This is a genomic window from Micromonospora sp. WMMD956, assembly GCF_029626125.1.
In the GTDB taxonomy this organism is placed as follows: domain Bacteria; phylum Actinomycetota; class Actinomycetes; order Mycobacteriales; family Micromonosporaceae; genus Micromonospora; species Micromonospora carbonacea.
On sequence record NZ_JARUBI010000005.1, the window covers coordinates 6,881,184 to 6,907,730 of the forward strand.

General features: G+C 75.7%; 24 protein-coding genes and 2 pseudogenes. 11 read left to right on the plus strand and 15 right to left on the minus strand.

What is annotated here, in order from left to right:
* Positions 1-106: 106 nt before the first annotated feature.
* The 6 genes and pseudogenes from O7628_RS29785 to O7628_RS29810 all read right to left on the minus strand — a co-directional run bounded on the left by O7628_RS29785 (position 107) and on the right by O7628_RS29810 (position 4,653).
* Positions 107-424 carry an antibiotic biosynthesis monooxygenase family protein gene (locus O7628_RS29785; RefSeq protein ID WP_178065228.1) on the minus strand — a complete coding sequence of 106 codons (318 nt, stop codon included), beginning with the start codon at positions 422-424 and terminating at the stop codon, positions 107-109.
* Positions 421-1,710 (minus strand): beta-ketoacyl synthase N-terminal-like domain-containing protein, encoded by a 1,290-nt coding sequence (locus O7628_RS29790; RefSeq protein WP_278135672.1) that lies wholly within the window; start codon positions 1,708-1,710, stop codon positions 421-423. The genes O7628_RS29785 and O7628_RS29790 overlap by 4 nt, the downstream gene beginning before the upstream one ends.
* 83 nt (positions 1,711-1,793) lie before the next feature.
* Positions 1,794-3,050, minus strand: a pseudogene (locus O7628_RS29795) (beta-ketoacyl-[acyl-carrier-protein] synthase family protein); the annotation flags it as partial.
* Positions 3,047-3,478 carry a cupin domain-containing protein gene (locus O7628_RS29800; RefSeq protein WP_278135673.1) on the minus strand — a complete coding sequence of 144 codons (432 nt, stop codon included), beginning with the start codon at positions 3,476-3,478 and terminating at the stop codon, positions 3,047-3,049. The gene O7628_RS29800 and the pseudogene O7628_RS29795, both read right to left, overlap by 4 nt.
* Positions 3,471-4,199: an SRPBCC family protein gene (locus O7628_RS29805; RefSeq protein WP_278135675.1), complete on the minus strand. Its 729-nt coding sequence runs from the start codon at positions 4,197-4,199 to the stop codon at positions 3,471-3,473. Before O7628_RS29805 ends, O7628_RS29800 begins: the two co-directional genes overlap by 8 nt.
* Positions 4,200-4,320: 121 nt before the next feature.
* Entirely contained in the window at positions 4,321-4,653 is a 333-nt protein-coding gene (locus O7628_RS29810) for a TcmI family type II polyketide cyclase (protein ID WP_278135677.1), read from the minus strand.
* A 479-nt stretch (positions 4,654-5,132) separates the two neighbouring features.
* Here O7628_RS29810 and O7628_RS29815 point away from each other — a divergent pair, with 479 nt between their 5' ends.
* From O7628_RS29815 to O7628_RS29835, 5 genes are all read left to right on the plus strand, one after another.
* Positions 5,133-5,885 carry a BTAD domain-containing putative transcriptional regulator gene (locus O7628_RS29815; RefSeq protein ID WP_256095812.1) on the plus strand — a complete coding sequence of 251 codons (753 nt, stop codon included), beginning with the start codon at positions 5,133-5,135 and terminating at the stop codon, positions 5,883-5,885.
* A gap of 95 nt (positions 5,886-5,980) precedes the next feature.
* On the plus strand, positions 5,981-6,331 hold the full coding sequence (locus O7628_RS29820; RefSeq protein WP_074477209.1) for a TcmI family type II polyketide cyclase: 351 nt from the start codon (positions 5,981-5,983) through the stop codon (positions 6,329-6,331).
* 16 nt (positions 6,332-6,347) lie between these two features.
* A complete protein-coding gene (locus O7628_RS29825; RefSeq protein ID WP_278135680.1) occupies positions 6,348-7,697 on the plus strand; it encodes an FAD-dependent monooxygenase in 1,350 nt (449 codons plus the stop codon).
* 166 nt (positions 7,698-7,863) lie between these two features.
* Positions 7,864-8,838, plus strand: a complete 975-nt coding sequence (locus O7628_RS29830) for a helix-hairpin-helix domain-containing protein (RefSeq protein WP_278135682.1) — start codon at positions 7,864-7,866, stop codon at positions 8,836-8,838.
* Between the two features lie 187 nt (positions 8,839-9,025).
* On the plus strand, positions 9,026-9,235 hold the full coding sequence (locus tag O7628_RS29835) for a hypothetical protein (protein ID WP_074477206.1): 210 nt from the start codon (positions 9,026-9,028) through the stop codon (positions 9,233-9,235).
* 178 nt (positions 9,236-9,413) lie between these two features.
* On the opposite strand, the gene O7628_RS29840 is transcribed toward O7628_RS29835, so the two are convergent.
* From O7628_RS29840 to O7628_RS29860, 5 genes are all read right to left on the minus strand, one after another.
* Complete coding sequence (locus O7628_RS29840) at positions 9,414-10,982, minus strand: right-handed parallel beta-helix repeat-containing protein (protein WP_278136443.1); 1,569 nt, start codon at positions 10,980-10,982, stop codon at positions 9,414-9,416.
* Positions 10,983-11,167: 185 nt separating this feature from the next.
* Entirely contained in the window at positions 11,168-13,216 is a 2,049-nt protein-coding gene (locus O7628_RS29845; RefSeq protein ID WP_278135684.1) for an amino acid transporter, read from the minus strand.
* 122 nt (positions 13,217-13,338) lie between these two features.
* On the minus strand, positions 13,339-14,088 hold the full coding sequence (locus O7628_RS29850) for a phosphotransferase (protein ID WP_278135686.1): 750 nt from the start codon (positions 14,086-14,088) through the stop codon (positions 13,339-13,341).
* A gap of 102 nt (positions 14,089-14,190) precedes the next feature.
* The gene (locus O7628_RS29855) at positions 14,191-14,967 is read right to left on the minus strand and encodes a DUF5995 family protein (RefSeq protein ID WP_178065218.1); all 777 of its coding nucleotides are present in this window, start codon (positions 14,965-14,967) and stop codon (positions 14,191-14,193) included.
* A 129-nt stretch (positions 14,968-15,096) separates the two neighbouring features.
* A complete protein-coding gene (locus O7628_RS29860) occupies positions 15,097-18,018 on the minus strand; it encodes a helix-turn-helix transcriptional regulator (protein WP_278135689.1) in 2,922 nt (973 codons plus the stop codon).
* Between the two features lie 193 nt (positions 18,019-18,211).
* Here O7628_RS29860 and O7628_RS32745 point away from each other — a divergent pair.
* Positions 18,212-19,372 (plus strand): annotated as a pseudogene (locus tag O7628_RS32745) (adenylate/guanylate cyclase domain-containing protein); the annotation flags it as partial.
* A gap of 719 nt (positions 19,373-20,091) precedes the next feature.
* Here O7628_RS32745 and O7628_RS32750 read toward each other — a convergent pair.
* Positions 20,092-20,517, minus strand: coding sequence for a nucleotide disphospho-sugar-binding domain-containing protein (locus O7628_RS32750; protein WP_347405250.1), 426 nt, complete (start codon positions 20,515-20,517; stop codon positions 20,092-20,094).
* Between the two features lie 18 nt (positions 20,518-20,535).
* Here O7628_RS32750 and O7628_RS29870 point away from each other — a divergent pair, with 18 nt between their 5' ends.
* Positions 20,536-21,651, plus strand: a complete 1,116-nt coding sequence (locus O7628_RS29870; RefSeq protein WP_278135692.1) for a hypothetical protein — start codon at positions 20,536-20,538, stop codon at positions 21,649-21,651.
* Positions 21,652-21,769: 118 nt separating this feature from the next.
* Here the strand turns inward: O7628_RS29870 and O7628_RS29875 are convergent, their stop codons facing one another.
* Positions 21,770-22,204, minus strand: a complete 435-nt coding sequence (locus tag O7628_RS29875; RefSeq protein ID WP_278135694.1) for a DUF6766 family protein — start codon at positions 22,202-22,204, stop codon at positions 21,770-21,772.
* 399 nt (positions 22,205-22,603) lie between these two features.
* Between O7628_RS29875 and O7628_RS29880 the strand changes: the two genes are divergently transcribed.
* The 3 genes from O7628_RS29880 to O7628_RS29890 all read left to right on the plus strand — a co-directional run bounded on the left by O7628_RS29880 (position 22,604) and on the right by O7628_RS29890 (position 24,070).
* The gene (locus O7628_RS29880; RefSeq protein WP_278135696.1) at positions 22,604-23,143 is read left to right on the plus strand and encodes a CrcB family protein; all 540 of its coding nucleotides are present in this window, start codon (positions 22,604-22,606) and stop codon (positions 23,141-23,143) included.
* Positions 23,140-23,502 (plus strand): fluoride efflux transporter CrcB, encoded by a 363-nt coding sequence (gene crcB / locus O7628_RS29885; protein WP_278135698.1) that lies wholly within the window; start codon positions 23,140-23,142, stop codon positions 23,500-23,502. The genes O7628_RS29880 and crcB overlap by 4 nt, the downstream gene beginning before the upstream one ends.
* Before the next feature lie 100 nt (positions 23,503-23,602).
* A complete protein-coding gene (locus O7628_RS29890) occupies positions 23,603-24,070 on the plus strand; it encodes a hypothetical protein (RefSeq protein WP_278135700.1) in 468 nt (155 codons plus the stop codon).
* Positions 24,071-24,127: 57 nt separating this feature from the next.
* Here the strand turns inward: O7628_RS29890 and O7628_RS29895 are convergent, their stop codons facing one another.
* Positions 24,128-24,619 (minus strand): FBP domain-containing protein, encoded by a 492-nt coding sequence (locus O7628_RS29895; RefSeq protein WP_178065209.1) that lies wholly within the window; start codon positions 24,617-24,619, stop codon positions 24,128-24,130.
* A gap of 69 nt (positions 24,620-24,688) precedes the next feature.
* Here O7628_RS29895 and O7628_RS29900 point away from each other — a divergent pair, with 69 nt between their 5' ends.
* Positions 24,689-25,270, plus strand: a complete 582-nt coding sequence (locus tag O7628_RS29900) for a TetR/AcrR family transcriptional regulator (RefSeq protein ID WP_278135702.1) — start codon at positions 24,689-24,691, stop codon at positions 25,268-25,270.
* Between the two features lie 49 nt (positions 25,271-25,319).
* Here the strand turns inward: O7628_RS29900 and O7628_RS29905 are convergent, their stop codons facing one another.
* A complete protein-coding gene (locus O7628_RS29905) occupies positions 25,320-26,525 on the minus strand; it encodes a helix-turn-helix domain-containing protein (protein WP_278135704.1) in 1,206 nt (401 codons plus the stop codon).
* Between the last annotated feature and the right edge of the window lie 22 nt (positions 26,526-26,547).

Sequence of the window (26,547 nt, forward strand, 5' to 3'; positions counted from 1 at the left end):
CAGACAGCCTCCCGCGTCGGCCTGACGGCCGATGGGTGGCCGCCGACCGGCGGTCACCCATCGAAGATACACGATCTTACCGCGGAGGGGAGCCCCGCCCGCGAGGTCAGGCCAGGGCCGGCGTCTGCGCGTGCACGACGAACCGCAGCGACCGGGCGTCGGTGAAGCACTCCCGCATCGGCCTGACCAGGTCCCGGTGCTCCGGGCTGCGCTCCCACGCCTCGAACGCGGCCAGGTTCACCCACTCGCTGGTGATCAGCCACTGCTCCGGGTCGGCCGACGAGCGGCACACCTGGTCCACCAGGTGCCCCGGCACCCCCTCGGCGACCAGGTGCCGGATCGCCTCGTAGGCGCGCAGGAAGTCCCCGGTGCGCTGCTGCGGCACCCGGACCAGGAAGACCACCCGCGCCCGCTGTCCGATCATCGTGCCGCTCCCTGGGTCGGGCCGGGCTCGGCCGCCCGGCGGGGCGTCGGCGCCGGGCGGGCCGCCGCGCCCCGCAGCACCAGCGCGCTGTTGAAACCGTCGAACCCCCGGGCGGCCACCAGCGCCACCCGGGACGCCGGCCGGCGGGCCTCCCGCAGGAAGTCCAGCTCGCAGCCGTCCGCCGGCCGGTCCGGGCCGGCGGACGCGGGCAGCGTGTCGTGGGCGAAGGCCAGCAGCGCCGTGGCCACGTCCAGCGCCGACCCGCCCTGGTGCGCCCGGCCGGTCAGCGGCTTGGCCGTGCTCACCGGCACGGGCCGGTCCCCGAACACCGCGCGCAGCGCGTCGGCCTCCGCCCGGTCGTGGCGGGGCGTGCCCAGCGCGTCGGGCAGCACCACGTCCACGTCGTCGGGGGCGACGCCGGCCCGGTCCAGGGCCAGCCGCATCGCCCGCGCGTACTGGGCGGGGTCCCCGGCGGAGTCGGGGCCGGTGTGCGCCGCGTCGTGGGTGGCCCCCCAACCGGTCACCTCCCCGTAGATGCGGGCCCCCCGGGCCAGGGCGTGCGACAGCTCCTCCACCACGAACACCGCGCCGCCCTCGGCCGGGACGTAGCCGGCGGCGTCGACGTCGAACGGCCGGTACGCCCCGGCGGGGTCGGCGGCGGCGCTGAGCAGCCCGGACCGCAGCTGGCAGGCCAGCGCGTACGGGCTCAGCGGGCACTCGGTGGCCCCGGCGATCACCACGGGGGTGCCCCGCCGCACGGTGCGCACCGCGTGGGCGAGGCTGTCCAGCCCGCCGGCCGACTCGCTGACCAGCACCCCGCAGGGGCCCTTGAACTGGTGGTGGATGGAGAGCTGCCCGACGCTGGCGGCGTAGAACCAGGCGATCGACTGGTACGCCCCCACGGTGCGCGAGGGCCCGCCCCACAGCCGTTGCAGCTCCCGCTGCCCGAACAGGTTCCCGCCCGACGAGCTGGCCAGGGTCACCGCGTACCCGTAGGGGTCGGGGGCGTGCTCGGGCAGCCCGGCGTCGGCAAGCGCCAGCCGGGTCGCCGCGAACCCCAGGTGCGTCCACCGGTCCGTCTGCACCAGCCGACGGTTGTCCGCCCAGGTCAGCGCCTCGAAGTCGGGCACCTGGCCGGCGACGCGGGTGGGATAGGACGCCGGGTCGAACAGCGTGATCGGCCCGGTGCGCCGGGTCCGCGACACCACCGTGGACCAGTGCGCCTCGGCGCCGATGCCGCTCGGGGCGACCACCCCGATCCCGGTGACCACCGCCCGGGTGGTCACGCCGCCCGGCCTTCCCCGGCCGCGCCGCGCGCCGCCCCGCCGGGTGCCGTCCCGCCGTGCGTCGTGCCGCCGTGCGTCGTGCCGGCCAGCCGGCGGAACACCATCGCCGACTGGAAGCCGCCGAACCCGCTGCCCACCGACAGGGCCACGTCCACCGGCAGCTCCCGGGCCACGTTCGGCACGTAGTCCAGGTCGCACTCCGGATCCCGGGTGGCCCAGTTGGCCGTCGGCGGCACCACGCCGTACTCGATGGCGAGGGCGCAGGCGGCCATCTCGATGGAACCGATCGCGCCGAGGGAGTGCCCCACCATGGACTTGATGGAGCTGATCGGCACCCGGCGGGCGGCCTCGCCGAGGGCCCGCTTGAACGCCGCCGTCTCGTGCCGGTCGTTCTGCCGGGTGCCGGAGCCGTGCGCGCTGATGTAGGAGACCTGCTGCGGGATCAGCCGCGCCTGCTTCAGGGTCGCCGAGATGGCCAGCCCCATCTCCAGCCCGTCGGGGCGCAGCCCCGTCATGTGGTAGCCGTTGCTGCGGCTGGCGTACCCGGCGACCTCGCAGTAGACGTGCGCGCCCCGGCGGCGGGCGTGCCCGTACTCCTCCAGCACCAGCACCGCCGCGCCCTCGGCGAGGACGAAACCGTGCCGGTCGGCGTCGAACGGGCGCGACGCGTGCGCCGGGTCGTCGTTGTCGGGGCTGGTCGCCTTGATCGCGTCGAACGAGGCGACGGTGACCGGGGAGATCGGCGAGTCCGCCGCCCCCGCGAGGACGATGTCCGCCTCGCCGTCGGCGATGAGCTGGTGGGCGTATCCGATGGCGTCGATGCCGGACGTGCAGCCGGTCGAGACCACCTGCGCCGGCCCGTGCAGCCCGTGCCGGCAGGCCACGTCGGCGGCCAGGCTGCTGGGCACGAGCGCCTGGTACAGGTACGGCCCGCCGCGGTCGTGGTCGACCAGCCAGCGGCTGCCGGAGTCGCTGACGGTCACGTACTCCTGCTCCAGGGCCGTGGTGCCGCCGACGGCGGTGCCCAGCACCACCCCGGCGCGGTCGCGCTGCGCGTCGGTCAGCTCCAGGCCGCTGTCGGCGACCGCCTCGATCGAGCAGGCCAGGGCGAACTGCACGTACCGGTCGGCGCGCCGGCGCTCGGCCTCGGTGAGGCCGGCGGCGACCGGGTCGAAGTCGCACTCGGCGGCGATGCGGGAACGGAACGGCGACGGGTCGAAGAACGTGATCCGCCGCGTCGCCGTGCGCCCCTCCGTGATCGTCTTCCAGAACCGGTCCCGGGTCACGCCGCCCGGGGCGACCACCCCGATGCCGGTCACCACCGTGCGGCGCGCGGTCACGACGCGCCCCGCTGTTCCGCCGGTTCGGTGTCGACGTGCCCCAGCTCGGGCCGGGGCGCGAGGGGACCGAGGTGGAACACCACCTCGGCCGGCTCCGCGCCGGTGTTGCGCAGCCGGTGCCGCACGTTGACCGGCACGAGCAGCGCCTCCCCGGCGGCCAGCGGCACCGGCCGGTCGTCCAGGTCCACGGTGATCGCGCCCCGCGCCACGTACAGGAACTCCTCGCTGTACGGGTGGTAGTGCTCGGCGATGCGCTCGCCGGGGGCGAGGGCGGCGACCCCCATGAAACCGGAGGTGCTGCCGACCGTCCTCGGCCCGAGCAGCACCCGCAGCTCGCCGCCGCGCCGCCGGTCGGCCGGCACGTCGCGGGCGGCGACCGTCCGGTACGCCGGGTCGTCGGCCGTCCGCTGGGCGGTGGTCTCACTCATCGTCGCCTCCCGGGGTGGCGGAGCCGGCCCGCGCCGCCCGCTCGATCCGTTCCTTGATGACCGCGAGCTGGACGCGGCTGTTGGTGTTGATCCGCTCGGTCATCCCGGCGTTGTCCAGGGGGGCGCTCGGGTGCATCGCGAAGTCCTGCACCCAGGTCATCCGGGTGCCCTCCGGCTCGGTGTCGTAGCGCCAGTGGATGCGCATGTACTCGAACGGGCCGGTCTCCACCCGGTGCGCCCGCACCTCGCGGTTCTCCCAGTCCGTGGTGCGTTCGCTCACCCAGCTCCACACGACGCCGTTCTCGTCGGGGTGCATGGTGAGGCGGAACCGCACGGTGCGGCCGTCGCGTTCGAGGATCTGCGCCGAGGCGTACTCGGTGAACAGGTCCGGCCAGTTCGCCACGTCGTTGGTCAGCTCCCACACCAGCCGCAGCGGCGCGGCGATGACGATGCTGTTCTCGGTGTGCCCGGGCGGGTCGGCCGCCCCGGCGACCAGATCGGCGACCTCGGCGATGCTCAGCCGCGTGGCGTCCTCGGGCAGGCGCACCCGGTACCGGTCGGCGACCACCGCCGACAGTTCGAGCAGGGCGAGGGAGTCCATGCCGAGGTCCTCAAGGGACGCCCCGGGCTCCCGGGCCGCGGCCTCGGCGTCCAGGCCGCAGTTCGCCACCAGGATCTCGGTGATCTCGGCGGTGAGCGGGCGGCCGTGGGTGACGGTCATCAGTTTCTCCTCTGGTCGGGGCCGGGCGGACCGGCGGCGGGGACGCGAACGGGGCTTCTCCCGTCGTCCGGTGCGGCGCATCCGGCGCGGCGCGGCCGCACCCGCCCGCCGACGGTGGCGGTCACGGCCGCCGCCCGCCGTGGTCCCAGCGGTAGAAGCAGCGCGCCATGGCGTCGCGGGGCGAGCGCCAGGTCGGCAGGTACGGCGAGACGTACGGCCGCAGCCGCGCGCTGACCCGGGCGAACTCGGGGTGCTCCCGGATGCCCTCCACCGCCGTCTCCCCCGGCCGCTCGGTCTCCAGCAGGTGCACGTAGAGGTCACCCAGCCGGTACAGCGACCGGTGCCGGACCCCGGCCAGGTGCGGCAGCTCCGTGGCGTCGGACTCGGCGAAGATCTCGGCGACCCGCTCCTCGGCGTCGGGAACCACCTTGGCGACGATCAGCGAACGATCCATGGACTGCCTCCCTCGGGCGCGCGGCGGCGCGGCATGAGCTCGCCGTCACGCGGGACGACTGCCGCCACGGTGCGCGCACCGCCGTCACCGAGGCGTCACCGCCGGGCCACCCGCCGACACGACCAGCGGTGACGCTGCGTTGATGAATCCTGTGGACAATCCATGCCCCTCCTGAGAAGGCGACCCCGGTAACGACAAATATTCGCAGTTGGCAGGCATCTCCGATCCACGATGCCGCCAGCCGCGCCGTACCCAATGTTGACTCACCGTAATCACTGCGGTTAATCTTCGAGCGGGCCAGCCCGGCGGTCGCGACGCCCGGGCCGCGACGCATGGAGCCACCGGAGACGGTGGCGCCCCCGGGGCGAGCGCGCCGGGACGCGCGAGGAGTCCGGACCAGGTCCGGTGCAGGGGGTGCCGCCGTGACCGCTGATCCGCCCACGCCGACCACGGGCGACGGCCACGCCCCGGACGTCTCGCTGCGCCTGCTCGGCGGCTTCCAGTTGCTGCACGACGAGACGCCCGTCGTCGTGCCGCGCGGCCTGCAACGGGTCCTCGCGCTCATCGGGCTGCGCCCCGGCGCCACCCGCAGCCACCTCGCCGGCCTGCTCTGGCCCGAGGCGCCGGAGGAACGGGCGCTGTCCTCACTGCGCACCGCGCTGTGGCGGCTGCGCCAGGACCCGTGCTGTCCCCTGGTCACCAGCGGCGACACCACCCGCCTCGACCCCCGCGTACGGCTCGACGTCGACGACCTGACCAGCACCGCCGCCCGCGTCCGCGACGGCGACGACCCGGGCAGCACCGGCGTCGCCCTCACCGCCGGCCGGCACGACCTGCTCCCCGGCTGGTACGACGACTGGGTGCTGCTGGAACGCGAACGCCTACGCCAGCTGCGGTTGCACATGCTGGAGCAGGTGGCCCGCAACCACCTCGCGGCGGGACGGCACGGCGAGGCCCTGGAGGCCGCGCTGGAGGCCATGGCAGCGGAACCGCTGCGCGAGACCCCGCACCGGCTGGTGGTGCGCGTCCACCTCGCCGAGGGCAACGTCTTCGAGGCCGTGCACGCCTTCTACGCCTACCGCGACCTGCTCCTGCGGGAACTGCGCCTGGAGCCGTCCCCGGCGATGACCGCCCTGCTGCACGACACGCTCGCGCCCATCCGGCAGGCCAGCCGCCCGACGCCCCCCGAGCCGCGCCGGCCGGGCGCGTCACCGCAAACACACCCACGGTGACGGCAACGTGACAGACCGGTCGGCATGGTGGTCGCAGAAGCGGCGCCACGGTCGCCCGACCTTGATCCAGAGACGCCGCCTGCGGGAGGGGACCCATGAGCCGTCTACTGATCGTCAGCAGGATCATCCCCGGCGCGGAGGGACGCGTCGCGCAGATCTTCGCCGAGTCCGACGCGACGGAGCTGCCGGGCCTCACCGGCGTCCGGCACCGCTCCCTGTACTGCCTGCACGACCTGTGCGTACACCTGATGGAGACCGCCGACGTCGAGGCCGACGCCCTCGCCGCGGCCCGCAACCACCCGCTCTACCTCCAGGTCAACGAGCGGCTCTCCGCGCACACCTCGCCGTACCTGCCGACCTGGCGCTCGCCGCGCGACGCGATCGCCGGCTGCTTCTACAGCTGGGACGCCACCTCGCCGGTCGGCGTCACCGGCACGGCCGGCTGAGCCGGCGGGCCGCGACATGGTGGCCAACCCACCGCACGTGATGATCATCGGGGCCGGCACCGGCGGCCTGTGCCTGGCCCACGGGCTGCGCCGGGCCGGGATCGGCGTCTCCGTCCACGAACGGCACACCGACCGGGCCGACGGGCTGCTCGGCTACCGGGTCGGCATCGGGCCCACCGGCAGCAGGGCGCTGCGGGAGTGCCTGCCGCCGGAGCTGTTCGACATCTTCGCCGTCACCTGCGCCCGGGGGCCCCGCTACTTCAACGTCGTCACCGAACGGCTGCGGCAGACCGCCTCGTTCCCGCTGCGCCCGGACACCGACGACGTCGACACCGAACGCTCGGTCGCCCGGATGACCCTGCGCCAGGTCCTGCTCACCGGGCTGGAGGACACCGTCGAGTTCGACCGGACCTTCACCCACTACGAGCAGCGCGACGACGGGACGGTCACCGCCCACTTCGCCGACGGCAGCACGGCCACCGGCGACCTGCTGGTCGCCGCCGACGGCACGCACTCGGCGGTACGCCGCCAGTACCTGCCGCACGCGGTGATCCGCGATGCCGGCACCGTCAACATCGCCACCCGGATCCCGCTGACCGAACACACCCGTTCGCTGCTGCCCGAACGTGTCGCGCAGGGCATCTCGCTGGTCTTCGGCGCGGGCGGGACGATGGGCGTGCTGCACGTGATGGAGTTCAAGTGGGACCGCGGCGGCGACGTCAAGCCCGGCGTCGCCGCCGCCGACGCCGACCTGCTGCGCCGCTGGCCCGGCCTGCGCCACGACACCACCCGCGACAACATCAACTTCATCATCTGGAGCGCGGCCCGCCGGTTCCCCGCCGACGTCATGAGCCGCCGCGGCGAGGACCTTGTCCGGATCGCCCAGGAACTCACCCGCAACTGGCATCCCCGCCTGCGGGAGCTGCTGGCCCGCAGCGACCCCGGCAGCGCCCTGCCCATCAGGGTGTCCACCTCCGAGCCCGTGCCGGCCTGGAAGAGCAGCACCGTCACCCTGCTCGGCGACGCCATCCACACCATGACCCCGGGGCGCGGGGTCGGCGCGAACACCGCCCTGCGCGACGCCGCCCTGCTCTGCCGGCAGATCAGGCTCGCCGCCGCCGGCGAGAAGACCCTGGTGCAGGCCGTCGCCGACTACGAGGCCGCCATGCTCCCGTACGGGTTCGCCCGGGTGCACGACTCGCTGCACCGCAGCGGCACCAGCGGCGACGACCGGATCTACCGTCCGGTGATCGGGCGGCTCGCGCTGCTCGGGGCGCGCGGCTACTTCGGCATCACCAGTCGGGTGCCCCGGCTACGGCGCAAGTTCGTCGACGACTTCTACACCTATCGCGGCGAGGAGGACTGACCCCGGCCGACCACGCTCGGTCATCTCGCCGCCACCCCGGGTGCGAAGCACCCCACCAGCGCCGGAAGGCCCCGGACCTCCCTGTCGCCGACACGGCGCGTGTGCGAAGCTGCGACGGATTTTCTTCGCGACTTTTCACCGATGCTCTCAAAGAGGGAGGTTCCCCGTGCCGTCGAGTTTCGGGCAATGGCTGATCGTGATCCTGGCGCTGCTGGTGGGTGCGGCAGCCGGATGGGCGCTGCGGGGCCGCCAGGAGACGCCTTCCGGCCCGACGCCCATCGTGGAGGGTGACCCGGTCGCCGGCGTGGCGGTGGTGTCCAACCCGGCCCCCGAGGCCACGGTCGACGAGCAGCGGCCGGAGGCGACGGTCGCCCCGGCGGCGGCCCCGGTCGCCGTCCTCGACCAGCCCACCCCGGACACCGCCTCCCCCACCCCGCCCGGCGGGGTCCTCGGCGACGCCGACCCGGCCGCCTTCACCCCGGCCGCCACGGACGACGCCCCCACCAGCACGGACGGCACCTCCGCCGCCACGATCGACGCCCCCGGCGCGGAGAGCGCCCCCACCACGCTCGACGCTCCCGGCACGGACGACACCCCCACCGCCACGGTCGACGCCCCCGCGACCGACGGCTCCCCCGCCGTCGCCACCGACCCGGAGCCGGCGGCGACGCCCGAGCCGGTCGCCGAGACCCCCGCCCCGCCGGCCGACGCCGTCGAGCCGGCGGCCGAGCCCGCAGCGGAGGCCGAGGCCGCCGCGCCCGTCGTCCCCGCGCCGCGCACCCCGGTCGACGACGCCCTGCCGCCGGCCGCCCTGGTCGGGCCCGAGGCGCAGCACGTCCCGGTCGAGCCCGAGGCCGCGCCGGTCGTCGCCGCGGCGGCGGACCCGACCACCGGGTCGGCCGACGACTTCCGTCGCATCCAGGGCATCGGCCCGAAGATGGCCGCCGCGCTCCAGGACGCCGGCATCCGCACCTACCGGCAGCTCGCCGACCTCGACGAGGCGACCCTGCGGGAGACGATCCGCTCCGCCGGCCTGCGGGCCGCGCCCAGCCTGGCCACGTGGCCCCAGCAGGCCAAGGTCCTCGTCGGCGCCCCGGCCGAGGCCGACCGGGTGCTCCCGGCGGGCGACGCCGACGCCTGACGGCCCGTCCCGGCGGCGGCGCAGCACCACGCCAGGTCCGACACACCCGCCTGGCAGCGACCCCGCACGTCGATCACGGCGCTGCCCCGTCCGCACCTGCGCGGACGGGGCAGCGGTCGTTTAGCCGCGAGTGGCGGTTGGGTACATCGGGCTCACCTCGAAACCCACCACTACCCGGGAGGAAGCCATGCGGCGCGGCCCGTCGATTCTGGGAATCATCCTTGTCATCTGGCTGGTCATCGGCGCCATCGCCGCTGGGCAGCGGGGCTACTACGACGGCGACGACACGAACTGCGCCGAGGCGGGCACCATCCTGGTGACCATCGTCGCCGGGCCGTTGAACTACATCGGCGCGAACCCGAAGATCGACTGCGAGCTCCCCGAGCCGTCCAAGTAGGTCGAGCGGCACGACACGAGCGGCCCGCCCCCCTTGCGGGGGCGGGCCGCTGTCGCTTCACCCGTCCTGCGGCGTTCCTGGACGGTTGCCGTCACGAGCGAACACGGACCGTCCAAGATCTGCCGTCGGCGCCGGCGGGCCCGCCGAACGCGCCGAGCGGGGCGGGCCGGCCGCACGGTCAGCGGAAGCAGTGGGCGATCGGCGCCTTGCTGCCGAGGCAGTTGGTGGGCCGGTTCTCGATGACGACGCTGGCGTCGTCGATCCTGACCTGGGCGCGGTCGGCGAAGATGCCGCCCGGGGGCAGGGTCGCGCTGTTGCCGACCACCTTGCTCTTGAACAGCGAGAGCTGCCCGGCGACGGTGTAGATGCCGCCACCGGCGGACTTCGCGCCGACCGCGGCGTTGCCGCCCACCTCGCTGGTGCGTACCAGGGTGTTGGAGCGGTCGGCGAAGATGCCGCCGCCGTTGCCCCGGGCGTGGTTGCCGCTGACGACGCTGTCGTCCATCGGCAGCAGGCCCTGGACGCTGGAGATGCCCCCGCCGTTGTCGCTGGCGGCGTTGCCCTGGACGACCAGATTGCGCAGGACCAGCACCGCGTCGGAGTTGGCGATGCCGCCGCCGATCTTGGCGGTGTTGTCCAGGACCCGGGTGTCCTCGACCTTGGTGCGGGCCGAGAAGCTGGCCAGGCCGCCGCCCTGCCCGGCGATGTTGTGCGCGAGGACGGTGGTGGCGACGTCGGCCGCGCCCCGGTAGTTGGCGAGCCCGCCGCCGTAGCCGTTGGCGCTGTTGTCGCGGAACTCGGTCTTGGTCATGGTCAGCACGCCGCCGTTGAGCATGCCGCCGCCCTTGCCCTCGGTGCCGGCGGCCGAGTTGCCGACGAACCGACTCTCCCGGACCACCATGTTGCCGTCGTTGAAGACCCCGCCGCCGCCCTCCTTCGGCGAGACGGAGGTGCTGCCGACGACCGTGGTGCGTTCGAGGACGGCCGTGGCCCCGTGCACGACGTGGACGCTGCCCCCCTCGGAGGTGGACCGGCCGTTGCGCAGGGTGACGTCGCGAAGCGTCAGCTCGCCGCCGTCGCGCACGGTGAAGAAGCGGAAGGTCTCGGCGTTCTCGCCCCGGGCGATGGTCGCCCCGGAGCCCTCGACGGTGATCGCCTGGTAGATCACCGGCAGGCCGGTGTTGTCGTCGCCCGGCTGGCGCGGCGGCAGTTCGGCGTCCCCGGGGGTCTCGGCGGCGTCGGCGGCCTCCCGGGCGTCGCGGATGCCGCCGTCGTACTCGTCGGGCTGCTGGAAGGCGTGACTGAGCGTGTAGGTGCACTTCGGCGCGAGCCGCACCGTCGCCCCGCCCTCCGCGTTGGCCTGCACGAGCGCGGCGACGAGCCGGGCCGAGTCGCAGGGCACGGTGAGCAGGGGCGGCCGGCGGGTGCCCGGCGCGTCCGGCTTGCCGTCCGGCGTCCCCGGTCCGTCCGGGGCGCCCGCCCTCTCCGTCCCGGCCTCCGGCCGGCCGGGGCCGCCCGGAGCGCCCTCGCCGGTCCACCGTCCCCCGTCGGGGCCGTCGTCGCGCACGGCCGCCGCCGGCCGCCCCTGTTCGGTGACGCCGGGGGCGCGGTCGGCGGCCAGTGCGGCGACGCCGGTGACACCGGCCGCGCCGACCACCAGGCTGCCGGCCACCACGCCGCCGGCTAAGAACCACCGGGACCGTCGCCTGCTGGGCGTCGCTCGCCGGTTGCCCTGGTACGTGAACATCACGGTCCTGCCTCTCCTGCACGAAATGACGCGGCGGCACCGGAACGGGGCGCCGGGTGGCGTACCTCGCGGGGGCCACCGAAGGTCACGATACGGAGAAGAATCGGGCAAGTCAGGCGTACATGAATAAACGTATGATTCATGTCGAGACGGGTGATCGGGGTCGCCCGGGGTGTCCCCGCGGCTCAGCCGCCGACGTGGATGCCGGGGCGGCGGGACGGGTCCCGCTCCGACTTACGGATGATCTCCCGCACCACGGGCGGGGTGTCGCCGCGCCCCAGGATCAGATAGCGCAGCAGGTGGGCGATGGGGTTGCCCTCGGACCACTCGAAGTGCGCGTGCGGGCGGACCCCGGTGGCGTCGCGCAGCGCGAGCAGGATCGCGGCGATCGCGTTGGGCACGGCCGGGCTGGCCGCCCGCAGCACCCGGTACCCGCCGACCTCCACCCCGTGCACCCGCAGGACCCGGCTGAACTCCGACGGGTCGACGACGTCGACCTCCAGGAACAGCACGTCGGCGGCGCCCGGGACCGGGTTCATGCCGCGCTGCGCGCGCTCCTTGACCGTGTACTCCTTCACCGCCCCGCTGTCGCGCTTGTTGGCGATCAGGTGCAGCCGGCCGTCGTGGGCGAGGGACTCGGCGACGAACCGGCGGGCGTCGTCGTCGAACTCGATCCGGTCGGCGCGCAGCTCCGTGGTGCGGGTGACCCGGGAGATCAGCGAGACGCCGATGATGCCCGCGATGAACAGGCCGGAGATGGCGATCCCGTCCGGCTTGGCGATCACGTTCTCCGTGAGGGCGTAGAGCAGGACGACGGTGAGCACGGCGAAGCCGACCGCCGCGAACCGGTGCCGGGCGCGGGCCGTCGCGATCGTCACCGCCACCGCGGCGGAGACCATCATCGCCAGGATCCCGGTCGCGTACGCGCCGGCCTGGGCGTTGACGTCCGCGCGGAAGGCCACGGTGATCAGGATGCTGATCAGCGTGTAGACGATCACCACGGGGCGCACCGCCCGGCCCCACTCCGGGGCCATCCCGTACGAGGGCAGGTAGCGCGGCACGATGTTGATCAGACCGGCCATCGCCGAGGCACCGGCGAACCAGAGGATCAGCACGCTGCTGACGTCGTAGACCGTGCCGAACGCCTCGCCGAGCCGCTCGTGCGCCAGCCAGGCCAGCGCCCGGCCGTTGGCCGCCCCGCCCGGCCGGAACTCCCGGGCGGGGATCAGCACGGTGGTGACGAGCGTCGTGGCGACCAGGTACACCGACATGATCAGCGCGGCGGCGGCGAGCAGCCGGCGCGTGTTGCGGATCCGGGCGGCGAGCCGGCGCTCGGCGTCCGGGCCGTCCCCGCGCACCAGGGGCATCATGCTCACCCCGGTCTCGAAGCCCGACAGGCCCAGGACCAGCAGCGGGAACGCCAGCACCGCCGGGCCGAGCAGGCCGGCGACCCCGCCGCCGCCGGCCGTCAGCGCGGCGGTCCAGTCCCCCAGCGTGGCCGGCTCCGCCACGATCGCCGCCACGCCCGCCGCGACGATCACCGCGTTCAGCCCCAGGAAGACCACCACCAGGGGCACCGCCACCGTCACCGCCTCGCGGAACCCGAGCAGGAAGACCCCGCCGAGGACCACCAGCAGCAGCACGGTCACCGCCACCGCCGCAAGGGTGCCGCGCGGGAACGACGCCGGCAGGTACGGGTTCTCCAGCAGGTGGACGGTGGCGTCGGCGGCGGACAGGGTGATCGTGATGATCCACGAGGTGGCCACGAAGCCGAGCAGGACGAGGACGAAGACCTTGCCCCGCCAGAACGGCAGCAGCCGCTCCAGCATCGCCACCGAGCCCTGCCCGTGCGGGCTCTCCCGGGCCACCCGCCGGTACATCGGCAGCATCCCGAACAGGGTCAGCGCCACGATCAGCAGCGTCGCCACCGGGGAGAGCGCCCCGGCCGCCAGCGCGGCGATGCCGGGCAGGTACGACAGGGTGGAGAAGTAGTCGACGCCGGTCAGGCACATCACCTGCCACCACGGGTGCGCCCGACCCTGCGTCTCCCCGGTCTCCGGCCCGACCGGCGGCACCCGGTGCTCGAACAACCAGCGGCCGAACCGGCCGGCGGGCTGCCGCGGGCGAGTCGCCCGGTCGACGCAGGCCGGGACGACCACGCCGTCGCCCGGGGCCGCCGCACGCCGGTGGCCCCGGGTCCGCCTCGGCTGCCCGCCGTCCCGCCGCTGCGCCATGCGCGCCCCCTCCACGCCCTGCACCGACCGTAGGCGCAACCCGCCGCCCGCTCCGGCCGAACCGGCGAGGAAGGTCGGGCCGGTCGACTCAGCGCGGCGGACCAGGCGGGAGGTCGGGCCGGTCAGCTCAGCGCGGCGGACCAGGCGGCCACGTGGGCGTCGAGGTGGTCGGCGGTGGCCCGCCAGTAGGGGCCGTCGTCCACCCAGATCCGCGCCCACGGCTGCCGGCCCTCCCGGGCGCCGGCCGCGAGCAGGTCGTACATGGCGCGGGCCCGCCGGCCGAGCAGCCGGGGCAGCTCGGCCCGCTGCGGGCCGTCGAGGCCGTAGCCGTCGACGAGGGCCCGCAGCCGCGCCGCCGACTCGGGCACCGGCCGGTCCGCCCGCATCCCGGCCATGCTCTGCGCCGCGTACGCCAGCTCCCACGGCCGCGACCCGGGCCCGGCGCCGTCCCAGTCGATCAGGACCCAGCCCCGGGGCGAGCGGATCAGGTTCCACGGCGCGGGGTCGTGGTGGCAGACCAGGTCCTCGCGGTCCGGCGGGATCACCCGCTGCCACACCGCCGGCTGCGGCGGCACGAACCCGGCCGTCGCGCGGTGCAGGTCGGCCAGGAGCGCCCCGATCCCGGCCAGCTCCCCCAGGGAGTACGTGCCGGTGACGTCGCCGGCCGCGCCGGGCACGTACTCCAGCACCTGACGGCCCCGGTCGTCGCGGCCCAGCGGGCGGGGCGCGCCGGGAAACCCCACCCGGTGCAGGTGGGCCAGCAGGGCGTCGACGGTGTCGGTCCACGGGCCGGCCGGCCGGCGGACCGTGTCGCCCACCCGGACCACCCCGGCGGTGGCGTTGCCGGGCAGCGGCTCCTCGCGGATGCTCACCCCGCCATCGTGGCGGCCGCCCCGCCGGCCCGCCACCCCGTTACGGGACAGGGGGTGTCCCCGCGCTTCCCCCCCGGTAGCGCGGGGACCCCCCGTACCCGGCTACTGCAGGAACGCCCCGAGGGGCGAGAGCAGCAGCCGACCGAGCGCGGCGGCGTTGTCGTCCAGCCGCTCACGCTCACACTCGCGGGCCTCCGGATCGTGCCGGCAGCGCCAGATCTTCTGGGCGTTGCGCCACGCCACGTTGCGCGTGTACTCGACCAGTTCGCCCTGGTACCAGTCGTCGATGTCGCCGTTGAGCATGTCGATCATGAGCTGCCAGTTGTCCAGGTAGCCGCGCCGCAGCTCCGGGATCCGCTCGGCGAAGATCTGGTTGATCTCCAGGTAGTCGTGGTGCTGGTCGGTGCCGTCGACCGGCTCGGACTCCAGACTGTCGAACGTGGTCACCAACGCGAACGGCAGGTCGAAGTTGATGTGGGCGTTCACCCCGGCCGCGGCCGACGGCAGCGGCCGGGCGTCCGGGCCGCGCATCCGCCGGAACAGGCAGGACCAGGCCCGGGGGGTGGCCGGGCTGGACTCCGTCCAGTAGCGCAGCGCGTCGAAGTAGCGGGCGGCGAACTCCACGTCGAGCCGGGCCAGGAAGACCGGGTCGGCGAAGCGGTCGTCGTACAGGCCGTTCAACACGCTGGTGGTGATGGTCAGGTACAGCTCGTTGAAGTCCGCGAGGGGGCAGCTTCGCTCCAACGGAGGCAGCCGCACCAGCAGGTCCTGGAGCTTGGTGAGGTGGTCGACCACCGCCGGCACGTCCGCCGGGTGGTCGGCGAGCAGCCCCACGATGTCCTGGTGCACCGGGCCCCAGACCGGTTCGTCCTTCCCCATGCGTCCTCCCCCCTGCGCGCCGCGGCATTCCCGCGCCGTGGCCTCGGGGCACAGCCTTTCAGCCGTGATCCGTGCGGCGGATCAGTAGAACGACGTATAAGCGGGCGACGGGCGTACGTCGTGGGGGATCTACTCGGGACGGTTGCGCAGGAAGATCGCACTGGCCTGGACCCGGGTGCGCACCTGGAGCTTGTCGAAGATGTGCGACACGTGCACGCCGATGGTGCGTTCGGAGATGAACAGCCGCTGGCCGATCTCCTTGTTGGTCAGGCCCTCGGCCACCGCGGCGAGCACCTCGCGCTCCCGGGCCGTCAGCATCGCCAGCTCGTCGCCGGACGGCTCGGCGCCGGCCGCGGGCCGCCCGTCGGCGAGAGCGCCCCGGTCCTCCAACGTCACCCGGGCCCGGGTGGCCAGGGTGCGGATCTCGGTGCTCAGCGGCTCCGCGCCGAGCCCCTGCGCCACCTGGTACGCCTCGCGCAGCAGCTTGCCGGCGGTGGCCGTGCGGCTGCGCCGGGCCAGCAGCGCCTCGGCCTGCCGCAGCCGCGAGTACGCCGCCGGGTAGGGGTGGTGGCGGCGGTCCCACTCGGTCACCGAACGGGCCCACAGCTGCGGGTCGCTGCCGTCGAGTCGGCTGACCTCGGCCTCGCACAGGGCCAGGAACCCGTCGACCACGTCGCGCACCGGCCGGGCGGCGTGCTCGCTCTTGCGGGCCACCCGCTCGGCGACCTCGCGCAGCCGGCGCACCACCGTCGTGTCCACCGGGGCGCGGGCGGCGTGCGCCTCGGCCTCGGCGCGCAGCCCGTGCCAGACCAGGGCGGCGAGGATGCCGACGTCGTCGGAGCGGATCTCGGTGAGGCCGCGTTGCACCGCCTGCCGGGCCAGGTCGTGCCGGCCCTGCCACATCGCCAGGCCGGCGCGGAGGGTCAACAGCGGGATGACGTGCCGGGCGCCGCCGCCGGCCAGCACGGTGGCCACGGCCTCCAGGTCGCGGTCGGCGGCGGCGATGTCGCCGTAGCCGACCCAGAGCCGGCAGCGGGCCAGCAGCAGCTCGACGGCGTCCGCGCCGGACGGGCGGTGCCGCAGCGCCGCCGCGACCACCTTCTCCGCCTCCGCCCACTGTCCCACCCGGAACAGCCCGTTGGTGGCGATGGCCAGCAGCCGGGTCTCGTAGGTGCGGCCCAGGCCCAGCTCGGCGACCCGCTCGGCGCCCCGGCGGGCCACCACCACCCCCTCCTCCAGGATGTTCAGCGGCCCGGTCAGCAGTTCCGCCAGGTGCAGGTAGGCGCAGGCCACGTCCTCGGGGCGGCCGGCCCGCTCGGCGGTGTCGAGGGCCTCGCGCATGACGGCCAGCCCGGCGTCCGGGTCCTCCAGGTATGCCTCGCTGAAGCCCAGCGCCATGCTGGCCAGCACCACCTCGGAGACGGACCCCTCCACCTGCGCGGCCAGCTCCAGGGCCTCCCGGGCCCGCTCGCCGGCGTCGGCGTAGCGGCCCAGGTGCAGCAGCAACTCGGCCAGGTGCGCGGCGGCCGTCGCCCGCTCCCGGGGGGTGCAGTCGGCGGCGGCCAGGGCCCGCCGGTACTCCGCCTCGGCGGGCGCGGACCGGCCGGCGGCGGCCAGGTAGCGGGCCCGCCGGATGTGCAGCGCGCAGGCCGGGGCCGCGTCCTCGGCGTCGGCCAGCTCCTCCAGCAGGGACAGCGCCCGGGCGTGCTCGCCGCAGTGGTGGGCCGCCTCGGCGGCGTGGCGCAGCAGCTCCGCGCGGTCGGTGGTGATCCCGCCGTCGACCGGGGCGACCCCGGGGGCCTGCGGGCCGGCCAGTTGCAGGGCGACCGACCAGTGGCGGTGCGCCTCGGCGTAGCCGTGCAGCCGCTCGGCCTCCTGCGCCGCCGCGACCGCCGCCGGCAACGCCCGCGCCGGCTCCCCCGCCAACCGCCAGTGGTGCGCCAACCGCGCCTGGTGCAGCTCCGCCGGAGCCGTCGTCAACGCCTCCGCGTAGCGGCGGTGCAGCACCGACCGCTCCGCCGGCAGCAGCTCGTGGGCGAGCACCTCCGCCACCAACCGGTGCCGCAGCCGGTAACCGTCGTCGTCACCCACCAGCAACCGGTGCGCCACCGCCGCCCGCACCGCCTCGATCAGCTCCCCCTCCGGCAGCCGCATCACCTCCGCCAACAGCCAGTGCGGCACCGGCTCCACCCCGGCCGCCACCGCGTGCACCACCGCGTGCGCGGCCTGCGGCAACGCGTCCACCCGGGACAGGAACACCTCCCGCAGCGTCTCCGACAGCCCGTCGCGCCCCTCGCGCAGGTCCCGCGCGAGCTCCTCCACCACGAACGGGTTCCCGCCACTGCGCCGCCACAGCGACTCCGCCGCCTCCGCGCCCAACGGACCGCCCAGCACCGCCGCGGCCAGCTGCTCGGTGCCCGCCCGGTCCAGCGGCGCCAGGTCGACCACCCGCACCGACCGCAGCCGACGCAGCTCGGTCAGCACCCGCCGCAGCGGGTGCGCGCCCTGCAACGACTCCGCCCGCACCGCCGCCAACACCGACAACTGGAGGTCGCCGAGCCCGGCCAGCAGATAGAGCAGCAACTGCCGGGTGGTGCGGTCGACCCACTGCAGGTCGTCGAGCACCAGCACCAACGGCCGCCCCTGTGCCACCAGGTGCAACCCCTGGGAGACCCGCTCCAGCAGGGCGCCCGCCCCGTCCGGGCCGGCCGTCTCGGCGGCGAACGTCTGCAACAGCCCGCGCACCGCCGACGACGTCCGCGCGTGCGAGGCTGTCAGCTCGGCGTCGAAGCGCCGCAACGCCTGCAACAGCGGATGCAGGGGAGACGAGTCGCCGATGTCGAGGCACGAGCCGGTGAGCACGAGCGCTCCCCCGGCGCGGAACCGGTCGCCCGCCTCGCGCAGCAGCCGGGTCTTGCCCACCCCGCTCTCGCCCGTGACGAACACCGCCGCCGTCTGCCCCGGACCCACGCCGTCGAGCAGCGCGGACCGCAGCGTCGCGAGGTGGTCGGCACGGCCGACGAGTGGTACGAGGTCCACATCGCTGGCCATGTTCGCAGCCTAGTCACAGGTCCCCGGACCGTTCTACGGGTCTTCGCCCCCACTGGTACGCCTCGCGTCGACATTGCGACCAAAGGTTGCGGTAGGCCGACATACGTCGTTCTGCCGATCCCCCGTCGGACCGGTGGTGGGAGTCTCCTGAGGTCGTCAGGCACCAAGCGGGGGGAAAGGCGGTGCGATGCCCATGTCCACGACCGGCAACGGAACGCAGTCGTCGACGCCGGCCGACTGGCCGGTGCCCGAGGAACTACGGACGGTCAGCGTCCTCTTCGCCGACATCGTCGGCTCGACCGCGCTGATCGACCGGCTCGACCCGGAGGAGGTCCGGGCCCTGCAACGCGCCTACTTCGACACCGTCGTCGGGGTGCTGGACCGCTGGGGCGGCGTGGTCGAGAAGTACGTCGGTGACGCCGTGATGGCCCTGTTCGGGGCCCGCGAGTCCGACGGCCACGACGCGTACCGGGCGGTGCGCGCCGGGCTGGAGATCCAGCGCGCCCTGGACGGTCGGCCCCTGCCGGGCGTGGCGGCCCTGCGCACGCGGGTCGGCGTCGCCACCGGCGAGGCGCTGGTGGACGTCGCGGGCATCCGCGCCGGCGCGCACGGCATGGCCAGCGGCGCGGTGATCACCGCCGCCGCCCGTCTCCAGGAGCACGCCCCGCCCGGCGGCGTCGTGCTCTGCGCGGCCACCCGCCGCGCCACCGCCGGGATGATCGTCCACCGGGCACTCGGCCCGCTGAGCGTCGCCGGCAAGCCGCTGCCCCTGGACGTGGCGCTCGCCGTCGGGGCCGCCCGCCCCGAGCCGGTCCGCCACCACGGCCCGTTGGTCGGCCGCCGCCGGCAGCTCGCCGCCGCCCGGGACCGGGTGCTGCGGGCCGCCCGCGAGCGTGCCCCCCGCTGGGTGGCGCTGGTCGGCCCGGTCGGCAGCGGCCGCAGTCGGGTGCTGCACGAGCTGGGCCGCACGGTCGGGGCCGTCGACGGCACGCCGGTGCGCTGGTGCGCCGCCGCCTGCCCGCCGCGTCCCGAGCAGCCGCTGACGCCCGTCGCCGACCTGCTGCGCGCGTTCGCGGGCCTGCGCGCCGACGAGCCGCCGGCGACCGTACGTCGACGGCTGCTGGCGGCGCTCGACGGCGTGGTCCCTGCGGGGCAGGCGCTGTCCACGGTGGTCGCGTTGGAGGGGCTGCTCGTCGGCCCGTCGCCGGTCGGCGCGGCGGTGTGGCAACGGGTGCTGCTGCGCCTGGCCGACCGGCAGCCCGTCGTGCTGGCGCTCGACGACGCCGACCGGGCCGCCCCGGCGACGGACCGCTTCCTGCGTGCCCTGTTCGCGGCGGCCGTCGCCCGGCGGGTGCCGCTGGCGGTGGTGACGACGCGGCGTCCGCAGTGGAGCGGCGACCGCACCGGCCCCGAGGGCGGCCACGACGAGGTGCCGCTGCCCCCGCTGGCCGCGGTGGAGACCGGTCGGCTGCTCCGCGGCCTGCTGGTCCGGGCCGGACAGCCGGCGGCGCTGGCGGCCCGGCTGCTGCCGCTGGTCGCCGGGTCGCCGGGGCACGCCGAGGCGTACGTACGGCACGTGGCCGACGGGACGGACCCGGCGCAGCCGCCGCAGCGGGCGGCGGCGGCCGCCGCCGCCCGCCTGGACGCCTGCGACGGCCGGGAGCGCGCCGTGCTGATGGTCGCCGCCGCGCTCGGCCCCGGGACCGCCGCCGCGACGGTCGACCGGGCCCTCGGGTGGCCGGCGGGCCAGGCCGAGCGGACCATGTCCGCGCTCGCCGCGCGCGGGCTGCTGCGTCGAACGCGGGGCGGGTACGACGTCGCCGACCCGGCGCTGCGCCGGGTGGCGCACGACCGGCTGCCCCGGGCGGTTCTGGCGGCCGTCGTGCGCCGCGCCGGTGCGACCGCGCCGGTGCCGCCGGCGCGGCCCGCGACGCACCCGGCCCCGGCGCGGCCCCGGCCGACGGCCCCGGCCCGGCCGGCGCGCCCCGGCCCGCGCGACCGGTCGCCCGGCGGCGGTGCCCGGCCGGACGGGATCCGGGAGCCGGGCCGGCGCGGCCCCCGGCCGGGCCGGGATCAGCGCAGCGTCTCCAGCCGGGGCGCCGGGTCCGCCGGGGCCGGCATGGCGACGGTCCCGCCGCTGACCTCGCGGGCGGCCCCGGCCGGTGCCGGGCCGGTGAGCAGCCGGGTGAGCAGTCCGGCGGTGATCCGCCGGGCCGGGGCGGCGAGGCCGGACCCCCGGCCGGCGATGAGCCCGACGTTGTGCCGACGGTCCCCCGGCCCCGTGGTCGCCAACTGCGGGATGCCGGCGACGAACGCACCGCACGCGCTGCCCGAGCCGCCGTGGCGCGCCAGCGCCGCGCTCGCCGGCGCGACGCGGATGAGGCCGCCGCCCGCGCCAGCTTCCCAACATGTGGACGACGGCGCGACGCGCCCGGCGTGGACGGCCGCCGGTCCCGGATCGTCGCCCACGGGAGCCGCACAATGACGCTGAGTCGCCATCTCCCGAGAGGACCGCCGATGACCAGCAGCGGAGTCCGCCACGACGCTTCACCGTCCGCAGTCGCCTCCCCCGGAGTGCCGCCGGCCACCCGCCGGGAGGACCTCGTCACCGTCCTGTTCGGCGCGGTGCTCACCGCCGGGGCGATGTCCGACGGCTGGGCGCACAGCAACATCATCGAGACCATCGAGGGCTTCTTCACCCCGTGGCACGGGCTGCTCTACGCGGGCTTCGTCGCCACGGCGGCGTGGACGTGCTGGCTGGCGTACCGGCGGCGCGGCGGCGCGCCCCGATGGTGGCGGGACGGCTGGCCCGCCGGCTACCGGGTCGGCGCGATCGCGGCGGCGACCTTCCTGCTCGCCGGCCTGGCCGACCTGACCTGGCACGAGACGCTGGGGGTGGAGGTCGGGCTCGACGCCGCGTTCAGCCCGAGCCACCTGCTCCTCGACGCCTCGGCGGTGCTGCTGGTGACCAGCCCGCTGCGCTCGTGGTGGGCCAGCGGCGAGGGCGGCGCGCGCTCGGCCACGGGCGTCGCCTCGCTCGTGCTCGGCGCGATGGCCCCGTCCATCCTGCTCACCTACGCGTCGGCGTTCCTCACCCTCGCCCCGACCCGGTTCATCGGCGGCCTGGGCACCCAGCAGCAGGCGGTGCTCGGCGTCGACGCGTACCTGCTCACGACGCTGCTGCTGGTGGGACCGTTCCTGCTGGTCCACCGGCGGCGCGCGGCCCCGGGCACGGGCGCGGCCCTGGTCGCCGGGGTGGCGTTGTTCAACCTGGTGATGCAGGAGTTCCCGACGCCGCAGACGTGGGCCGCGCTGGGGACCCTGGGCGGCGCCGCCCTCGCCGACGCGCTGCTGTGGCGGCTGGACGCCGTACGCGGCCCGGACGCGCCGCTGCGGCTGCCGCTGGCCGGGGCGCTGCTCGGCGGCCTGCTGGTCGCCGGCCACCTGACCGGCCTCGCGCTGGCCGTCGGGGTGCGCTGGACGCCCGAGGTGACCGGCGGCGTCGTCGTCCTCGCCGCGCTGCTGGGCGCCCTGCTCGGCGGCCTGGCCGCACGCCCCGCCGGGCCCGCCCCGGCACCGGTGCCGCCGACGCCGGCGGTGCCGGCCCAGGCGGTCCCGCTCGGCCGGCGGTGACCGGCCCGGCCGCGCGGGACGCGGTGCAGCGCGGCGGCTCGCCCGGCGGTCCCGCTCACTGGGTGAGCAGGATCTTGCCGACCGCCGCCCGCTCCTCGACGGCGCGGGGTGGGCCGGGTCACGGGTTCTCCGGATCCAGGTTGCGTTCGCGCAGCAGCGCGTCCAGCTTGGCCTCGATCCGGTCGTCGGACTCCCGGGACTGGGACGAGCCCCAGTAGTAGAAGAGGGCCAGCCCGGCGGCCTGCCAGATCAGCTGGAGGAACTCCGACTGCCAGTTCTCGAAGGTGCTCGCGAAGAACTGCGGCAGGAACTCGGACCAGGCGAACGCCTGGCCGTGCTGGCCCGCCTCGTTGCGCTGCACCACGAGCTGGAAGAGGAACTGGCCGACCCACGAGAAGAGGAAGAGCGCGCCGGTGACCAGCGCGAAGGCGTACGCCTTGGGCCATCGCGGCTTGCGGAACGGCGGGCCGGCCGCCGGGCCGCGACTGCGGCCACCCCCGGTGTCGGCGCTGGCGGACGGGCGCGTGCCGGCCGGTGTGCTGGTCTCCGCCATCACGATCCCCCTCTCGGTAGTCGATCTCACCCGTGATGTGCCCCGCCCGGACCCGGTCGAAACCGTGCTGAACAGGGACGGAGACCGCGAACGGCACTCCCCATTGTTGCCAGTCATTGGCAACAAGGTCTGGATGTCGACCGGCGGCGTAACTAGCCTGATGCGTAACCGACCGGCTGACCGCCCGGGCCCGGGAGCGACGCGCCGCCCTGCCTGCCCTGCCCCACGCCGCCCAGCCCCACGCCGCCCGCGCCGCGCCACGCCTTGATCGTCTGCGCGGAAGGGAGACGACACGCCGGCCGCACTCTCCGTTTCCCGCAGACGATCAAGGTGCCCTCCGTGCGGGGCGGCGGGGGTAGGCTCGCGCTCGTACGCCCAGGCGGCCGGTGGGAGGGCGAGGTGGCAGGACCGACCCCGCGCCGGGTCGACCCCGACGTCGACCTGCGGGTGCCGGCCGACCGGGGCGAGCTGCGCGCCCACCCGGCGGTCGTGCTCGGCGTCATCGCGGCCGGGGGCGCGCTCGGCGCGCTCGCCCGGGCGGGCGTCCAGGCGGCGTTCCCGCACCCGCCGACCGGGTTCCCGTGGGCGACGTTCGGCGTCAACGTGTCCGGGTGCCTGCTGATCGGGGCGCTGATGGCGGTGGTCACCGCCGGCCGCGTTCCGCCGCTCACCCGGCCGTTCCTGGGCGTGGGCGTGCTCGGCGGCTACACCACCTTCTCCACGTACGTGGTGGACGTGCGGCAGGCGGCGCTCGCCGGTGCGGCGGGCACCGCGCTGGCGTACCTCGTCGCCACCCTGCTGGGGGCGCTCGCCGCGGTCTGGGTCGGCGACGCCGCCGCAGCCCGGCTGCTCGGCCGCGCGACCGGCTCGCACGCCCACCCGACGGCACCGGGGCCCGCGGACCCCGACGGGGCACGGGCCGACGGCGGGCCGGCGTGACGGCCCTGCTGATCGCCCTCGGCGCGGCCGTCGGTGCGCCGCTGCGCTACCTCACCGACCGGACCGTGCAGGCCCGGCACGCCTCACCGTTCCCCTGGGGCACCCTGACGGTGAACGTGGTCGGCTCGCTGGTGCTCGGCGCCCTGGTCGCCGCCCCGGTCGGCCCGGCGGTGGGCGCGCTGCTGGCCACCGGGTTCTGCGGCGCGCTCACCACCTACTCCACCTTCGGGTACGAGACGCTGCGCCTGGCCCGGGACGGCTCCCGCCTGCTCGCGCTGGTGAACGCGCTGACCAGCGTCGCCGCCGGGCTGGGCGCGGCGACCCTGGGTTTCGCGGTGACCCGCGCGCTGGTCGGCTAGCCGCCGCCCCCGCACGGGGTCGTGTCGTCCATGGGGTTGCCCGGAACACGGTCCGGCCGGCGGCGATCATGGTGCGGGAGAGGCCAACTAGGATGAGTTGGTGAGCACGCCCCGGCAAGCGGAAGCCCGCATCGGTCCGATCGGCGCGCTGTTGTGCCGGCTGGTGTTCCTCGCCATCTGCCTGCCCGGGCCGGCCCTGCTCGTCGCCGGCCTGACGCTGGACCCGCCACCGTCGCCTGGGGAATTCTGGGGCCTGCTCGCCGGCGACGCCTTCATGACGGTTGTCGGCGTCGGTTTCGGCGTCCTCGGGTTGCGGCTGGTCGCCCGGTCGCGACGCGACGCGCGTCACCTGTCCGCCGCGGGTGTCGCCGCCACGGCGGAGATCCTCTCCGTGGCGGACCGCGTGGACGGAGAGGACCCGGGGCTGACGCTCCGCCTGCGCATCAGCGGGCCCGGGTTCGCCGCGTTCGAGGCGGACGTGAACCGCCCCGTCGACCCGGCCCTCGTGCCCGGCGCGGCGCTGCCCGCCACCGTCGTACCCGCGGACCGGCTCTTCTCGATCCCCTGACCGCCTGCGGAACGAGTGGTCGCCCCGCCGCCTCGCCACCGGGGCGGATCACGATGGTCAGGCGGTCACCCTGGCGACGAACGCGGCGAGGTGGGCCACCGTCCGCTGGACCTTCTCCTCCAGGGTCAACGACTCCTGGAGGCGCGCGCCGGGCCCGGCGTCCTTCCTGCCGCGCACGTACAGGGAACAGGCGAGGTCGCTACAGACGTACGTGCCGACGGTGTTGCCCTGCTGCCCGGGCCGGCCCGCCCGGCGCGCGACCATCAGCGAGACGCCGCCGGCCGGGGTGGTGAGGCAGATCGAGCACATGCCGCGCGGTCGCTGCGCGGCGGTGGGGCTGGGGCAGCGCAGCGCGAGGGCCGTCGGGCGACCGTCGAGCACGGTGACCAGGTAGGCGCGGTCCGGTGCCTGCGGGTCCCGCCAGCCGAGGTAGTCCAGGTCGGCCCAGGGGCGGTCGGCCAGGTCGCGCGGCACGGACAGGCGCTTCGCCTCGCCCTTGGTGCAGTTGAGGAACGCGGCACGGATCTGTTGCTCGGTCAGCGGCTCCATGGAGGGCACGCTAGGTTGCCTAAAGACTTTAGGCAAACGCATAATCGACTTAGGCAACCGAGGAGGATCGTGGCCCGCGCCGGACTCACCGCAGCACGCCTGACCCTGGCCGGGGCGGAGCTGGCCGACGAGGTCGGCTTCGACCAGGTGACCGTCTCGGCGGTCGCCAGGCGGTTCGGCGTCACCGTCGCCAGCCTCTACTCACACCTGCGAAACTCCCAGGACCTCAGGACCCGGATCGCCCTGCTCGCCCTGGACGAGCTCGCCACCCGCGCCGCCGACGCCCTGGCCGGGCGGTCCGGCAGGGACGCGCTGACCGCCGTGGCGAACGTCTACCGCGACTACGCCCGGGAGCACCCGGGCCGCTACGCCGCCGCCCAGCTCCGGCTCGACCCGGCCACGGCCGCCGCCAGCGCCGGCGTCCGGCACGCGCGGATGCTCCGGGCGATCCTGCGGGGGTACGACCTGACCGAACCCGACCAGACGCACGCGGTCCGCCTGCTGGGCAGCGTCTTCCACGGCTACGTCAGCCTCGAGCTGGGGGGCGGGTTCGACCACAGCGCCCCCGACACCCAGGAGACCTGGACCCGGATCCTGGACGCCCTGGACACCCTCCTGACCACCTGGCCCCACCCCACCTCGCCCCGGTGATCAAAGGTCTGCGTCACCGTGACAATCGAGGTTGACGCCGTCCTCCCGGTCACCGAGCGGGCCCGGGGGCCGAGCCGTGGCCGGGGGCCGAGCCGGGGGTGGGGCGGGCGGCCAGGACCAGGAGGAGTTCCGTGCGGGCGGTCGGGTCGGTCAGGTCGTCGCCGTACAGCTCACGCAGGCGTCTGATGCGGTAGCTGACGGTCTGCGGGTGCACGTACAGCTCACTGGCGACCTCGGCGCGCGAGCCCCAGTGCCGCAGCCAGCTGTGCAGGGTCACCAGCAGGCTCTCCCGCTGGGCCGGGCGCAGGTGCGCCAGGGGCGCGAGCCGACGGGCGGCGAGCACGGCCAGCGCGCCGGCCTCCCCGCGCAGGGTCAGCGCGACCAGGTGGTCGTCGACGAAGACCGGGCCCGGGTCCGCCCCGGCCGGCCCGGCGGTCAGCTCAGCGAGCCGGACCGCCGCCGGCAGCTGCGCCCAGCCCAGCGCCGGCCCCACCACCGCCCCGCGCCCCGCGAGGGCCTCGGCGAGCTGCGGGCGGGCGCAGCGGGGGCCGGCCCGCAGCAGCAGCACGGCGTCGCGGGCGCGTTCGACCACGAGGCCGTCCGCGCCGTAGCGGAACCGCGCGTCGCGGGCCTGTTCCAGCGGCAGCAGGACCGGCGTCACCTCGTCGAGGCGCGGCCAGCCGATCCGCGCGGCGGCGGCCTCGACGGCGGCGGGCAGCCCGTCGCCGCGCAGCAGCAGCTCGGCGAGCTGCCGGCGTCGCCGGTCGCCCTCCCCGGCCTGCTCGCGCAGCTGGAGGGCGTAGCCGTCGGTGCTCGCGGCGGCCAGCTCGTCGACGTACGCGGTGATGGCGTCGGACAGGTCGATCAGCTCCGCGGTGTCGACGGGGCGCAGCCGGGCCAGCGACTCCGACGCGGTGCGCAGCATCAGCCGTGCCGCCGTCCGCTGCGCCGCCAGCAGCGCCTCCGGCCCCCGGTCCTCGCGCGCCTCGCCCGCGCCGAGCGCCACGAACACGTCCCGCACGCGCGGCGGCAGGGCGGGCTCGGCGGTGCCGACGAGGTCGACGAAGCGCTCGAACGCGACCTGCACGGCGGTGCGCACGTCCTGGGCGAACTTGGCGTCGGAGATGGCGGCGAAGGCCGGGGTGGCCTCGGTGACCGCCGCCGCGACCGCCCCGACGGTGGCGGGCAGGTGGGGGCGCATCGCGGCGGCCAGGTCGGCGGGGAGCCGCTGCCAGGGCATGACGGGCGCGGTCATCCCGCGATTTTGTCACGCGGTG